Source organism: Bacillus kalamii (genome assembly GCF_047238185.1).
Classification (GTDB): domain Bacteria; phylum Bacillota; class Bacilli; order Bacillales; family DSM-1321; genus Bacillus_AD.
On the sequence record NZ_JBDFMI010000001.1, the window covers coordinates 1,952,504 to 1,965,823 of the forward strand.

The following is a 13,320-nucleotide window of genomic DNA, read 5'->3' on the forward strand; positions in this document are numbered from 1 at the left end:
TTCCTTTTTCTTATTTCGAGAGTTTACAATATAAATCTCTATAATCAGATTTCCATTGACGCTTTAATTGGCGATACGTCTGCAAATCAATCGGTCTGCCTTCAGCTTGGCAAATCGACAAGTATTCTTGCTTCTGGACCGAGATATACGCTCTGTCATCCATTAAAACGCCTCCCTGCGCTATCTATTAATTCACTACTATACCACAAAATGGCGGTTTACGCTTGTGTTTCTTTTCGTGAATCAACTGCAATACCCCTGGTATACAGCTAGCTGGAAAGGAAACAGGTACATGGCGGCATATCGTATTTAACGGGAAGCAGACCTATTAAAGATGACTATCAACTGTCTTTTCTATCTCTTTGATCAATCGATTCAAATCCTCTATAGCCCGCTTATTCTCAGCCTGTGTATCAGTCGTCATCTGCTTCTGTGCATTCATTTCCGTCTCAATAGCATGCACATACAAACGATAATAAATTTCTGGATTATCCGCATTCTCACATGCCGAAGAAGCAATTTCGTATTTTGCCTTCAATAATTCGAATTCCTGCATCGTCTTATGGTTTAGCTCAATCAATGAATCCCTTCTTTTTTCCAGAGATTCCTGCCATTCCTTCAAACCTGCCAAAATATATGCTTCCAACATATGAACTCCTCCGCTCCACAATCTTCATTTAATATAGGGTCTATTTACCCTTTTTGATTTCAGGTAAAACAGGCTAGCATATACCATGCAAAAAAAAGACAGCATTCTGCACTATTTGACAAGTTCACCGATCGGTAATGTAGTTTATTGTAAAACGAAATGTAGTTTATTTTAGAGAAAATGACGGTATTAAAAGAGTACAACGACCTAGAAACGGAAATTGCCACAGATGAAAATGATGTGTAAAGGAGATGCTACTATGAATATTAAAGCTGGTATTTGGGCTATCTTAAGCAATAAGGATAAAATGTTCCTATTGAAGACCCGAAGCGCTCTCTCCCAAAAGAAACAAGTAAATGGGTAATATGCCATACTTCCTATGTTCATACTGCAATTGGCTTCTGCATAACTAACGAAGCTGACTTTTCCCGGTCTATCGCAAAAAAGAGAGCCAGCTTCCTTTCTTGCCTTTTAATAATCTTTTATTATCTCGTTCATAATTTGTTAATAATTGTACGGTACTATGAATATATAAGGTACCCCCCTTAATTAATATAGATGATGTTTAACCCAGCTGGATTAGCTGGGCTTTTTTTTGTTATAAAGGAAACCGATTAGCGCTTTAGTATGTTTTCTTTTCGCGGAGAGTATGGAAAAACGAAAATAAGCAGCTGGAAGCGACTATTTGGATCAGCAGCTAAACCTTCTTATGTGATAGTCAAAGCTATAATGCAATCAGCAGTCATACATCAACGCAAGAAAACAAGAGATAATCATGGATAACGAACTAAATCACTCAATATATAGAAAAAACCAGCTTTCGTTTCTAACTCCACTTTATATACAAAAAAGCCTGACTATACAATCAGGCATCCCATTTCTTTGCTACACGTTATATTTTCGATCCATAAACTGTTCAAGTGATTCCGGGTTTTCTCCAGTTATTTCTGCATAATCATCTGTAACCTCACCCATAAAGCCCTGGCCGGCCGCCACATATAAAGATGCCAGCACCTTCCCGAACCCTGCCGGCTCGTCATATTCCTCGGCAAATTCCACATCTGACATAGGAATATAGTCGATCTGACGCCCGCTCACAGTAGACAATAGGGTAGCCAATTCCGACATTGAATAGGCTTTGCTGCCTGTCAATGTGTATCTTCTGCCCCATAAGCGCGGATGACCCGCAATCTTGGCAATTGCTTTCGCGATATCGCGTCTAGAGATAAAAGAAATTCCCCCTTTTCCTGCAGGATATAGCAATCGGCCTCTCTCTTCCAGTTCGGGCAAATATGGCGGAAGCGGATCAGCGTACATAGCATTTCGAATATGCGTATATTCTAGGGTGCTTGAAGCTAGCCTTCTAATTGCATACCCGAAAAATGGGCTCATATGAAATGGATTATAATCTTGGTCAGCCACAAACCCAACAAAAATCACATGTTTCACATTGGCACGTTCAGCAGCTCGAACAGCATTTTCAAATTCAGTAATCCTTTTTATGCTCGGATGCGTAATGCTGGGTATGTAAATCAATAAATCAGTCTCCTTAAAGGAGTCGAATAATTCATCCTCTGAATAATAGTCCGCCTTCTTAATGAGTAGCTCTTCAGTAAACAACTTTTTTGCTTTTTCCGGATTACGTACGGATACAGTAATTTCACCATCCGGGATCGCTTTCAGGATTTCTTCTGTCACTTTACGGCCCAAATGGCCAGTGGCACCGGTTATTGTAAAGTTCATCAGTATGTTCCTCCTCTTTGATCACATATCTACTTATATACACCTATCCTATCAAAAGTCGTATCAAACGCTGAAATAGCAGGCAATTTATAGAATACCTAAAACCATTGAGCATTTCTTTATTGTCCATTACCGGGATGGCTATATTTATTTTTTGTGTTCCCCATAAAAAGAGCATCGAACCATTTTGGATCAACGCTTTTCATTACGGTACTATTATAGTTGTGCGGAGCGGTTACTTAACATCTTACATATTTGCGCTTGAAACCGATTCTCCCTTTATCTACTTCCTTTTGAATACTTTCATAGGCGTTTAGGCTACTGCTTTTTTTCTTGTCCCGTTTGATTTCTACCGGCCCTACAGTCTTGGCCGTTTCGGCAGCTCTATCGTGAAGGGGCAAATAGGAGATCCCAACGGTATAAAGAAAATTATTCATGGCGGACTTTGTTCGGTCCGGCATATTATGGATTGACTTTTCCACCTTTTCAAGCATATTCGCGATCTTGCTTTCAGAAAACTCTGCATCTTTACGATTGCCTAACAGCCAGCAATAGCAACTCCACCCCGCCGACATTCTCAGCTCCTCCCCGCTTTCAATCCATTTATCAGCAACCTCTTGTGCAATATCTGTTTCCGCCAAAGTGACTGCCACCACATAATCAGAGAGCATATAAAAATAGGCCGAATCCATCCAACGATCAAAATCAGACTCATTCATTGATTTTGGTTCTGCAATAATGCCGGCAAAGTACATAGCATCGTAGTTCCCTGTGGCATATAGTTCTTCGGCTAATGGTTGATTGTGTTTTATTTTTTTGGCAATCGGCTTCATAGCGCCTGTAGCTACACCAAAAAGAGGCTCATGCGCCCCATTCGATAGGTATATTTTTTTTGTCCGTTCCTTGCCAAGCGCTTCAAGCTCCTGCATAACCATATCTACATTCATCAATTGGCACTTCCTTCTCTTTGGATTTTTACTCCTACATTTTGCCGAACAAGTACATCTTCATTATCCTATAACAAGCCTCCCTGTGTCAGCAAGGCTATAGTCAAAGTGCTTGAATGTTAGTGTAAACAATAATAAAGATGTTACAAGCGCGCTATGGTCTGTATATACGTTATCGGAATGAACTGATTGCCACATAAGAGAAGAATACTTTCTTATTTTCCTCACACTCACATTACTTATCAATATTCATCAAATGATTCTTCATTAAAGCTGCCACTTGTTTATTATTTTGATCAGAAGAGTTTTCTAGTTGTTTAATGATTAATTCTTGTCTTTTTACAGGATGGTTTTGGCTTAATTTTGCTTTTGCTTCTATTTTTGCAATGTTGATTTTAAAAGCTACAATCCCTTTACTCATCCCTTCGATAAAAATAGGATCTAGATCATTATAATTGTATGGACTGCCAGCCCCCTCATATTTATTGACTAGTTCATTTAAAGATTGTAGTGCCATCCGATTATCTTCAATGATCTCCATCTTCCCATATAAATGAATCGATACATAATTCCAAGTGGGCACTGCCTTAGTCGTTTCATACCAAGACGGTGAAATGTAACAGTGCGGACCATGGAAAACAATAAGAATTTGTTGTTTTTCCCCATCTTTCCACTGTTCGTTTGTCCGTGCAAAATGTCCATATAATGTATTTTCATCTCTATTTACTAGTAAAGGCAAATGAGTGGCGTACGGTTCACCATTATGTTGTGAAAATAAAGTTGCAAAGCTGAATTTTTCAATAAAATCATAAATGATTTCTTTATCATCAATTCTAAAATACTTAGGTATATACAAGTTTAAAAGCCTCCTTACTTTAAAATGACACAAAAAATAAAAAATGGTTTAAAGCTCACAAGATGGGTCTTTCTTTGTTAATATCTTAATTGTGCTTTCAGACTTAAAGTATGAATCAATCAATTGTTTCATTTCATTCGTTGCTTGATTTGCTCGGTTCGTTTGTTCCTTGTCCACAGATTCGATCACAAGGACAGCATCAGTAGTGTCAGCTGTTAGCATGGTTCTTTGTGCTTCTCTCCAATTTAAGCATCTGCAAATCGCTCCGTCTTTATCGTAATAAATGATTTCGTCTGCTAAAGCGGGTGAATCTGTGTCACTGCCTAATGGAAGAAAAGGTTCTCCACCCTTTGCTTTTCCAAGATGTAAGTCCCCATTGATAGAATGCAAATCCTCTCCGCCGCAAGGAACTGCATATTTTAGAGAAATGCTGTTATAAATGTCCACCAAAGGATTAATAGGTGAAAACTCTCTCTTTTGATTGACTCTCTTTAACAGTGCCTCAATGGATGAACGAGCACCTTTTTTTGTTTTGAATTGACTATATGCCCTTCGCCATTCATCAATAACTTGATTTTGGCTAAATGTATCCTCGGTTAAAAACTTAGTAGCTTCCTGCGCAGCGCCATTAAGAAGACCAGAAAAATACGGGTGGTTATCTTCAGAATAATGATTATTTATATTTTTGATAAGTACGATATTGATTTGAGCTTCTGGAAACACAGCCCAAAATGCAGTATCAACAGTCATTTTTTTCATTGCAGAAATCCTCCATTTCAGCGATGTATTGGTTATGTTAGTGTTTTGGCCATAATCCAATCTAATTGTTCTTCCTCTCCCATATAAAAGGAGTGGTTCTCAGAATGGACAAATCCCCTTTTTTCATAAAAGGTGATGGCTTTCTCATTTTTTTCCCACACGCCTAGCCAGATCATCTTTTTCTTTTTTCTCATGGCTATGTCCACTGCTTTATTTAGTAAAAATTCTCCAAGTCCTTTTCTTTGGAATACCGACCTGACATAGATCCTCTCAATTTCTAGGGATTCATCAGCTATTCTTTCAGATTGGGCCTCATTCATATTTACCTTAAGATATCCAGCGAGTTTTTCATTATAATAAATGAAATAAAACTCCGAAGATGAATTAGACAGTTCTTTTTGCAGCTTTTCAGCGTTAAATGCTCTTTCTAAATAAGCATGTAAATGTTCAGTTGAATTCTGAGATTTAAATGTATCGGTGAATGTTTGAATGCTTAATTCTTGAAGTATTAATAAATCTTCATGGCTGCATTTTTTTATATGTACAGTCATCTTAAAAATGGCCCCTTTATATGTTATCAGTAATCCCTCTTATTCCCTTTTTTCACAAATTCCCAATCTATTTCAATGTTTTTTCGAACCCTTTGAAGAAGAGTAAAAATGGTGTCCATTTCTGCTTCGGAAAATCCAGATAATGCGATGTTATTGGAATAATCATTTTCTCGTTTTATATACGGGTAAACCTTCTTCCCTTTCTCTGTTGAAAAGAGCTTTTTTATTTTTTTATTTTCTTTATCGCTTTTCTTTTCAATAAAACCATTTATTTCAAGCTTTTTTATCGCACGGGCTGCCGTAGTTCGGTCTACTTTTATCATTTCGGCTAACTTTTCTTGAATGATACCTGGGTTTTCATAAATACGCACCAGATACAAGTATTGCCCTTTTGTAAGGTCATATTCTTTAAATTCGATATTGCTTATAGAATCCAAAGCCCTGGCAATCATTCCGATTTCACGTAGAATTTCCTTCATAGATGCATCTCCATCAATTTATTTAATCTTAAAAAGATATATAATCATTATATATCTTTTTGTTGCAAATACAACAAAATAAACGCTAGGTTTTGCCCCCTTCTTTAACTAACTTGACCGATCGTATGATACAACTGAGGATTTAGATTTCGTATAAATGGTTTGTCATGCCCTATTTTAGTACAGACTACAAGAATCCTATTATTTTGCAAACCATTTGATAAATTATTGCTGGTTTAGTTGCAAAAAAAGGCTGCTTATAAAGCAGCCTTTTTTCACACTCGTATCTTTTTTTAATGTAGTCATTAATACACTCTGTCAGAAGAGACAATTCTATTTAAGTTGGTCTATGCTACCAGATTGTAGCGCACTAATATGTCTAGCAATTTTTTCTCGAGGCCAATTCCACCACTTCAATTCGAGCAAAGTAGCGATCGTAGGTTCAGAAAAACGCTTTCTAATTGGCTTTGCAGGTATTCCCCCTACAATAGTATATGAAGGAACATCTTTAGTAACCAATGCACGAGATCCAATTATCGCCCCATCTCCAATAGTAACGCCAGCCATAATAACAGCTTCGTAGCCTATCCATACATCATTTCCAATGATAATATCTCCTTTGTTATCCCAAGAAGTAGCAACATCTTTTGGATGTAGCTCCCATTCTTCAAAGAAAAGAGGAAAAGGATATGTCGATAATGAGGTCATATTATGATTGGCGCTATTAAAAAGAAATCGCACACCACAAGCTAACGAGCAAAATTTTCCAATTGTAAGTTTATCCTGGTTTATAGGGTAATGATATAATACATTTTTTGTTTCAAATAATGTTGGATCATTTACAAAATCGTTATACATGGTATAATCGCCAACTGTTATATTAGGATTTGTAATTACATTTTTTAAATAAATCGTTTCTTTATCGCCTGTACGGGGATAAATTTGGTTATCTGGAATAGTCATTTAAAATCCTCCTGTTGTTTTTTCACATGGTTTTTAAACTATTCCAGTCGAAGCAATGCATAGTTTCATTTACAGTCACCTCTCTTTCTATTTTAGCGTATTTAGTTACATTTGCAATATTCAGTTAATAATTTCAATAATACGTCTCCAACACTTTAATGAACTCCCTCAACTATGAAGCGCAGTCTCTCTATTAATCCTGTTTTCTTAGAATTTCACAGTCTGCCGTTCCATTTGGAGCCATATCCTTTATCCGCCAAACTTCTACGTTAAACGTTAATCCAAAAACAAAGCGCTGCTTTAAGACGTCCATTTCTTTTCATTTACCTCCAATTTATGTAAGCGCAATGCTTTACAATGAAAATGGCATTGATTAATCAGATTAGATTACTTGCAATTATTAATAGTATTTCCTTTTTCATTCTCTTTATCTATAACGTCCAGAAAGGAGCTGATTATCAATGAACTATATTCTATTTTTTATTTTTCAATTTTTACTGTCTTTCTCACTTCTTGTTGTTTCTTTCTATTTCGACATATTCCTTGGTAAACCATTTTCTATTGTCGATTTTATAGCTATATGTATAGCAATTCCTCTTTTTTTACTGATTGTGAACTTGACGGTAAAGTCATATAGAAATATGAAAACAAGTTTATTACGTAAGATTTTACTTTCTATAGTTGCTTTTATGATAGCTCTATTTTTGTTAGCCATTCTTGATAATCACTTTGTTTTACCATATAACCACTTATTGAACTCCCTCAATATATAAAGCATTTTTATTTGGCTCCTTTGATATGAAATGAATGACATGGATAAATAAGCAATTTATTATGGTAAAATGGAATAAAAAGTAAAGAGTTGAATATGTGATGATGAAAGGGATATATGCGCTTGTTAGCAATGAACAGTTGAAACAGTATGCGGAGCTTGCTGTACGGGCAGGTGTAAATGTGCAAAAGAATCAATTAGTGATTATTCATAGCGACATAGAGAATGCTGCTTTTGCCCGGTTAATCCAAACAGCAGCCTATGAGGCGGGGGCTTCAAATGTATTTATCGATTGGACAGATGGACAGTCTGCCAAAGACTTTTATTTACATGCAGCAGATGATGCCATCGATCACTTTCCCGACTGGCAAGCTGCACGCTTTAAGGAGTGGGAAGATGAAGGGGCTGCTTACATCCATATTATCTCTGAAAATATAGATGTCTTTAAGCATGTTTCCCCAGACCGGATAACTCGTTTTCAAAAGGCTTCCCGTACCAAGTTGAAGGCTTATCACGCAAAGATTAGATCCCATGAGGTACGCTGGTGTCTTCTAGCAGTCCCGTGCTTAGCATGGGCAACTAAAGTATTTCCCCACTTAAGTAAAGAAGCAGCCCTGCAATCATTATGGAGATTAATCCTGCAAGGATCTCGGGCAGATGGGAAAAATCCTATAATAGACTGGGAAAATCATGGCAGGGCCTTCGAATCGCGAAAAAAATACCTAAATGACAGCCAGTTTCACACCCTGCATTTTACAAATAGCATAGGAACTGATTTATTGGTCGGCATGCCTAAAAACCACCGCTATATCGGCGGGGGTGTTATTGACACAAAGGGAATACCGTTCTTTCCGAACATCCCCACGGAAGAAATTTTTTCCGCACCCCATAAAAGTAGGGTAAATGGCAAACTAGTAGCTACTAAACCGCTGATCTATGGGGGATGTATCATCGACGATTTTCACCTTACCTTTAAAGATGGACAAATCATTGACTATTTTGCAGCCACCGGTCAAGAAGCATTACGAAGTCTCATCGAAACAGACGAGGGTTCACATTATCTAGGTGAAATTGCCCTGGTCTCTAACGATTCTCCTCTTTCTATGTCAGATACGCTCTTTTATAACACCTTGTTTGATGAAAATACGGCCTGCCATATCGGAATCGGAAACGCATCCCCTTCCAACCTTCAAAAGGGCAGCAGCCTATCGGAGGAAGAGTTGAAGGAAGCAGGCCTTAATACTTCACTCCTGTTAGTCAATATAACCTTTGGAACCGAAGATATGAAAGTGGTCGGTATGAAAGAAGATGAACCTGAAGTGCTTCTAATGAAGGATGGAGATTTCCAATTCTAATTTGGCCAACTAGATAAGGGACCGGTTTACTCTACAAAGAGGTGAATCATTGCAAGGAAACGGAAAGCCTGACCATAGATTCTTGGTTTAAAACCTATTCGTATGAGCGATCGCCATGGCATTCGTTCATGTCTTATTCTTAAAATCGGCTAGTTCTTTTCACTATTCGTCTACGGAAAGCCAGTCTTTATAATAGGCGGTATTCTTTAAGTGCAAAAAATACGTTAAGAATCTGCTGAATTCTTTCGTATTCACTTCTTTATATCGATAATGATCATAGTAGGCTTTTAAAAAGGCTTCAGCCTTTTTTCTGCCGCCATGATCTTGAAATATCTTTGTTAAGAAGATTACTGATTTACCATATATATAGGAACTTTGTGCGGTGGCACCATATTGATCTAAAGGTAAATTCACAGGAAGTGGCAATTCCTTCAGTAATCCCTTTTGATAATCATTTACATGAATTTCTTTCTTTTTAACATTTGCATAAAATAGTTCCTTAGAAAATTCAGCTAGACCTTCATCCAACCAGGCATCATTAAAGGGGTCATTACTAATCATTCCATAAAACCATTGATGTGCAATTTCATGGACAATTATTCTCTTTAAAGCTTCTGAGTTTAATGGACGACCATTATAAATTGAATGAGCAGTTACTATCCCTGGGTACTCCATTCCCATTTCATCTAAGACTATATCCAATTGTTTATAAGGATAAGGCCCAATTATGTCTTGAAAGTAAACAAATGCTTTGCTGGCAACCTCACTGATTTCTTTATGCAAATTCGCACTTTCATCTACCCCGAAGACTCTTATGGTTGTTTCATCAACCTTTTTTTCAATGACATTAGGGTGTTCCAATAAAGCGATAAAAAACTCTTTGATGTTTTCTCCATATAGAATACCTTCCCTTTTAACTGGAAGTGTTTCATTATCACTTGATGAAATGAGAGATAAATCATTGTTTAACTTATACTTGATTTTAAAACGGCTATATGAAGTATGATAGGTTTCTCCTTTAAATCTGTATTCTTCTTTATTCCATTTATGGTCACGATACGTAGCAACCATCGGATACCATTGGGCTAAGAAATAATTTTTTTCATTTTTGTTGAATCGTAATCCTTCTTTTGGAAGTGTAAATGCATATTGGATTTCCACTTTTATGGTGCTATTCGGAAGCAAAGCTTCCTTTAAAAGAACCGAAATTGTATCCTTTTCAAGAGTAAAAGTAGCCGTTTTTCCATTTAATTTGATGCTCTCCATTTTAACAGTAGATGGATTCTTCAATTGGGGTGAATTCTCTTTGGTGAACATATTTGGAATAAAATAAAAAACTAGTTTACTCCATTTATCAACTGATATGTTTTTTATATAGGTCGTTGAACGGGCTTTAAATATATTTTTTTGGTCCATATCTAAAGTGATTTCATATTTCGCTTCACTGCCTGGATTGACGTTTTCAGGTGAAAAATGATTTACTTCTTTACGTGTAGGTGTGTCTGGGTTTTCATTTTCTTTTATTCCATTTCTTCCGATCTGCCAAATTGAGATGGTTATGGCTATTAACATTCCTATCATAATGATTCTCTTGATACTAGCCCTCCTTTACGAGTATGTCATCAATGGATTTCCTAAATGAATAATACTGCAAAAAATGGTAAAATCCTTCCTTTAATCGTTCAAATCCTTGTCATTAAGCAGTTAATAGATAGGTGATACCATCCTAACTTCATTCACTCGATACAGTCTCATTACTCCTTCACTCATCTCGCATCATAAGGTCTGCTTTGGGTAAAGGTTTGTATCAGAACCTATCATGTATTATTGGAATGGTGCGAAGAAGGAAAGGCCTTTCTAAGAAAGGATAGTGAGTAATAATAGGCTTGGACATCTTGGATTTTCATATATAGGATTGTTTTTTTACTTATGCTGATTATTCCAAATGTAATTTGGACAAAGAATCAGCCAAATGGATATAGCTATCGAAAGGAAGGAAAAGGATTCTTGTTGTTTGAAGGACAAGTCTTTGTTACCTGCACTGCTTTGATATTTTTAGATTTTAATCTACATGCATGGTCAAATTGGTCTTGGTGGTTAATAGCAGCAATCATTCTAATGATCCTATATGAATGTTGGTGGGTTCGTTATTTTAGAAGCAATCGATCATTAACGGATTTTTACAGCCGTTTTCTATGCATACCAGTTGTGGGTGCGACACTTCCTGTAATCGCCTTTCTATTGCTCGGTGTGTACGGAAAGGTTATTTGGATGATGATTTCTGTTGCTATTTTGGGGATTGGCCATATCGGTATCCATTTGCAGCACTACAAAGAAATAGTTCGTTCTAAATGAAAGGCAGACAAAATGACAGCTATTTCCCACAAGCATTCGTGGATCCCGATTCGCTTGTGGTTTTGGATGCGTTTATGGTAGAGGGTATTCGTTCCATGCTATGACTAACAAGCCATTTTTCGGTTCTGGTTATCGTAAAAACGGGTGAAGTATTGGCTCCTTAGCACGAATTAGGAACGTAACCATTTAATGAACGAGTAGAATTAATGCTTATTTCAACGTGACAAAAATCAAATGACAGGACTGTTGAGGAGTGTATAAATAGACCTCGATATAAGGTCCATTTATCACTTTCTACTGGAAACACTGATAAAAAGGGCATCAACTGTGGTATTCAATACAGAAGCTATGTCAAATGCTAATTGTAAAGTAGGGTCATATTTTTCATTCTCAATTGCATTAATTGTTTGTCTGGATACCTTACATAGTGTAGCTAATTCTTCCTGGGATAATTTAGCTGATTTTCTTAATTCCTTAATGTGATTCTTCATTTAGTCTCCATATTTTTTCCTGTAAATTAGTAATGATGCCACATAAATAATTGCAATCACCGTCAGAAAAGTGATCGGAGAAATTCCATTACCAGTATATGAATCCCCCTGAACAGTATGATAAATTGACTGAACAACTTCCAAAAGCAACATACCTATAACGACGATAAATGCATATGATTGAGCTTTCGCGTTGATGAATTTCCTTCTTTCATCACCCTTTTTGGAAAAGAGGGCAACAAAAAGCAAAATTCCGCACACTAACAGTATGACTGAATACACCATTTTAACCCAATCCATATTAGTTTCCTCCTAATCAAAAATGTAAAAAGTATTTTACATTTTTGATTATAGCATTAGCACCCAATATGTCAAATACTTTTTACATTTCGAAATTATTCTATAAAGTTTTCACTAAAAAACAATCGTTAAAAATACCGCTACATAAAAAGAGACCCATTGTTTTCAAATGGTCTCTTTTCCCTTCACTCCTGCATCTGTATGATGTCTATTTTTTGATATACTCATGGCTGACAAGCAGCTTGTTGATTACGTTAGTAGGGATTACAAAATCGCAGATGCCCATGTATCCCGGTGCTACTTCATATTTATCAAAAGAAATGACCAATTTATTCTCATTGTTGATGTAGAAGTTTTGATCCTTTTTGATTGTTTTAAAGATGTCAGTAAAATCGCCATCCTTTTCTTCGGAGACCCAATAGTATTTATTTGAATCTGCCTTCATTTGTTCTTTCATCTGAGCTATGATGTTATCGCTGATTGCTTTGACATATTGGTCATTTTTGAATAGACTCGGCAAGGTTATTAGGATTTGATTCTTTTTGTCAATCGTGTCATATTTCATCACTGTTGAAGAAGAAGCAACCGTATTGACTGTATATCGTCCAATGGAAAGGATGCTGTCATTGTCTGTCAAGACATGATATCCGGAATCCACTCCTAAATGGCCCCCTCCTTGTTTCTTCAACTCATCCATCTCTTTTTGGAAATCTTTGTAGAGCTGCTTGTTCTCATTCACATATTTTTCATTAAGGGCTTTTTCCAGCGTTTTATTTGCCAGATGATCAATGGCTGGCACTTTAATATTCGCTTCATAATTTCCATCATTATAGGTATACTCGCGGAAGGTCAGCACCTCCACTAATTTACCGATCACCGGCACATCGGATAATGACTTGGCTGCCGCAGGCGATATATTTATGACAGACATAAACACGATGGCAGCTGCAGCTGCAGCACTCCAAAAATAAGCAGCGGGTTTTCTTTTCTTTTTCTTTGTATAAGTCGATAACGCTTTATTCACTACTGCATCTAACTCATCCGGTATCGGGATATTCATATACTCATTCTTTAAATGATCTATTTTATGATCCATCATT

Annotated in this window: 15 protein-coding genes; 2 read left to right on the top strand and 13 right to left on the bottom strand. The window is 36.7% G+C overall.

The features are described from left to right. Positions 1 to 10 precede the first annotated feature (10 nt). From ABC357_RS09775 to ABC357_RS09815, 9 genes are all read right to left on the bottom strand, one after another. Positions 11 to 163: a hypothetical protein gene (locus ABC357_RS09775; protein ID WP_412887317.1), complete on the bottom strand. Its 153-nt coding sequence runs from the start codon at positions 161 to 163 to the stop codon at positions 11 to 13. Positions 164 to 328: 165 nt separating this feature from the next. Continuing rightward, positions 329 to 649: a hypothetical protein gene (locus ABC357_RS09780; RefSeq protein WP_412887318.1), complete on the bottom strand. Its 321-nt coding sequence runs from the start codon at positions 647 to 649 to the stop codon at positions 329 to 331. 885 nt (positions 650 to 1,534) lie between these two features. After that, complete coding sequence (locus ABC357_RS09785; RefSeq protein WP_412887319.1) at positions 1,535 to 2,392, bottom strand: SDR family oxidoreductase; 858 nt, start codon at positions 2,390 to 2,392, stop codon at positions 1,535 to 1,537. 239 nt (positions 2,393 to 2,631) lie between these two features. Further along, positions 2,632 to 3,339 carry a DNA alkylation repair protein gene (locus ABC357_RS09790; RefSeq protein WP_412887320.1) on the bottom strand — a complete coding sequence of 236 codons (708 nt, stop codon included), beginning with the start codon at positions 3,337 to 3,339 and terminating at the stop codon, positions 2,632 to 2,634. 235 nt (positions 3,340 to 3,574) lie between these two features. Then, positions 3,575 to 4,195 (bottom strand): FMN-binding negative transcriptional regulator, encoded by a 621-nt coding sequence (locus ABC357_RS09795; protein ID WP_412887321.1) that lies wholly within the window; start codon positions 4,193 to 4,195, stop codon positions 3,575 to 3,577. 48 nt (positions 4,196 to 4,243) lie between these two features. Continuing rightward, entirely contained in the window at positions 4,244 to 4,954 is a 711-nt protein-coding gene (locus tag ABC357_RS09800; RefSeq protein ID WP_412887322.1) for a B3/B4 domain-containing protein, read from the bottom strand. Positions 4,955 to 4,986: 32 nt separating this feature from the next. Beyond that, positions 4,987 to 5,505, bottom strand: coding sequence for a spermidine/spermine N(1)-acetyltransferase (paiA, locus tag ABC357_RS09805; protein WP_412887323.1), 519 nt, complete (start codon positions 5,503 to 5,505; stop codon positions 4,987 to 4,989). Positions 5,506 to 5,531: 26 nt separating this feature from the next. Beyond that, positions 5,532 to 5,984, bottom strand: a complete 453-nt coding sequence (locus tag ABC357_RS09810; protein ID WP_412887324.1) for a MarR family winged helix-turn-helix transcriptional regulator — start codon at positions 5,982 to 5,984, stop codon at positions 5,532 to 5,534. 333 nt (positions 5,985 to 6,317) lie between these two features. Next, a complete protein-coding gene (locus ABC357_RS09815) occupies positions 6,318 to 6,947 on the bottom strand; it encodes a CatB-related O-acetyltransferase (protein ID WP_412887325.1) in 630 nt (209 codons plus the stop codon). An 873-nt stretch (positions 6,948 to 7,820) separates the two neighbouring features. On the opposite strand from ABC357_RS09815, the gene ABC357_RS09820 reads away from it, so the two are divergent. Beyond that, a complete protein-coding gene (locus ABC357_RS09820; RefSeq protein WP_412887326.1) occupies positions 7,821 to 9,074 on the top strand; it encodes an aminopeptidase in 1,254 nt (417 codons plus the stop codon). Between the two features lie 162 nt (positions 9,075 to 9,236). On the opposite strand, the gene ABC357_RS09825 is transcribed toward ABC357_RS09820, so the two are convergent. Then, a complete protein-coding gene (locus ABC357_RS09825) occupies positions 9,237 to 10,655 on the bottom strand; it encodes a M1 family metallopeptidase (protein WP_412887327.1) in 1,419 nt (472 codons plus the stop codon). Between the two features lie 348 nt (positions 10,656 to 11,003). Here ABC357_RS09825 and ABC357_RS09830 point away from each other — a divergent pair, with 348 nt between their 5' ends. Then, positions 11,004 to 11,429 carry a hypothetical protein gene (locus tag ABC357_RS09830; protein ID WP_412887328.1) on the top strand — a complete coding sequence of 142 codons (426 nt, stop codon included), beginning with the start codon at positions 11,004 to 11,006 and terminating at the stop codon, positions 11,427 to 11,429. Positions 11,430 to 11,716: 287 nt separating this feature from the next. Here the strand turns inward: ABC357_RS09830 and ABC357_RS09835 are convergent, their stop codons facing one another. The 3 genes from ABC357_RS09835 to rsiV all read right to left on the bottom strand — a co-directional run bounded on the left by ABC357_RS09835 (position 11,717) and on the right by rsiV (position 13,319). After that, complete coding sequence (locus ABC357_RS09835; RefSeq protein ID WP_412887329.1) at positions 11,717 to 11,920, bottom strand: helix-turn-helix transcriptional regulator; 204 nt, start codon at positions 11,918 to 11,920, stop codon at positions 11,717 to 11,719. Beyond that, complete coding sequence (locus ABC357_RS09840; RefSeq protein ID WP_412887330.1) at positions 11,921 to 12,220, bottom strand: hypothetical protein; 300 nt, start codon at positions 12,218 to 12,220, stop codon at positions 11,921 to 11,923. 208 nt (positions 12,221 to 12,428) lie between these two features. Then, positions 12,429 to 13,319: an anti-sigma-V factor RsiV gene (gene rsiV, locus ABC357_RS09845; protein WP_412887331.1), complete on the bottom strand. Its 891-nt coding sequence runs from the start codon at positions 13,317 to 13,319 to the stop codon at positions 12,429 to 12,431. Between the last annotated feature and the right edge of the window lies 1 nt (position 13,320).

Coding starts and splice junctions, on each gene's coding strand:
- ABC357_RS09820 (WP_412887326.1), top strand. CDS start 7,821: ATGATGAAAGGGATATATGCGCTTGTTAGCAATGAACAGTTGAAACAG.
- ABC357_RS09800 (WP_412887322.1), bottom strand. CDS start 4,954: ATGAAAAAAATGACTGTTGATACTGCATTTTGGGCTGTGTTTCCAGAA.
- rsiV (WP_412887331.1), bottom strand. CDS start 13,319: ATGATGGATCATAAAATAGATCATTTAAAGAATGAGTATATGAATATC.
- paiA (WP_412887323.1), bottom strand. CDS start 5,505: ATGACTGTACATATAAAAAAATGCAGCCATGAAGATTTATTAATACTT.
- ABC357_RS09815 (WP_412887325.1), bottom strand. CDS start 6,947: ATGACTATTCCAGATAACCAAATTTATCCCCGTACAGGCGATAAAGAA.
- ABC357_RS09810 (WP_412887324.1), bottom strand. CDS start 5,984: ATGAAGGAAATTCTACGTGAAATCGGAATGATTGCCAGGGCTTTGGAT.
- ABC357_RS09835 (WP_412887329.1), bottom strand. CDS start 11,920: ATGAAGAATCACATTAAGGAATTAAGAAAATCAGCTAAATTATCCCAG.
- ABC357_RS09785 (WP_412887319.1), bottom strand. CDS start 2,392: ATGAACTTTACAATAACCGGTGCCACTGGCCATTTGGGCCGTAAAGTG.
- ABC357_RS09790 (WP_412887320.1), bottom strand. CDS start 3,339: ATGAATGTAGATATGGTTATGCAGGAGCTTGAAGCGCTTGGCAAGGAA.
- ABC357_RS09830 (WP_412887328.1), top strand. CDS start 11,004: ATGCTGATTATTCCAAATGTAATTTGGACAAAGAATCAGCCAAATGGA.
- ABC357_RS09780 (WP_412887318.1), bottom strand. CDS start 649: ATGTTGGAAGCATATATTTTGGCAGGTTTGAAGGAATGGCAGGAATCT.
- ABC357_RS09825 (WP_412887327.1), bottom strand. CDS start 10,655: ATGATAGGAATGTTAATAGCCATAACCATCTCAATTTGGCAGATCGGA.
- ABC357_RS09840 (WP_412887330.1), bottom strand. CDS start 12,220: ATGGATTGGGTTAAAATGGTGTATTCAGTCATACTGTTAGTGTGCGGA.
- ABC357_RS09775 (WP_412887317.1), bottom strand. CDS start 163: ATGGATGACAGAGCGTATATCTCGGTCCAGAAGCAAGAATACTTGTCG.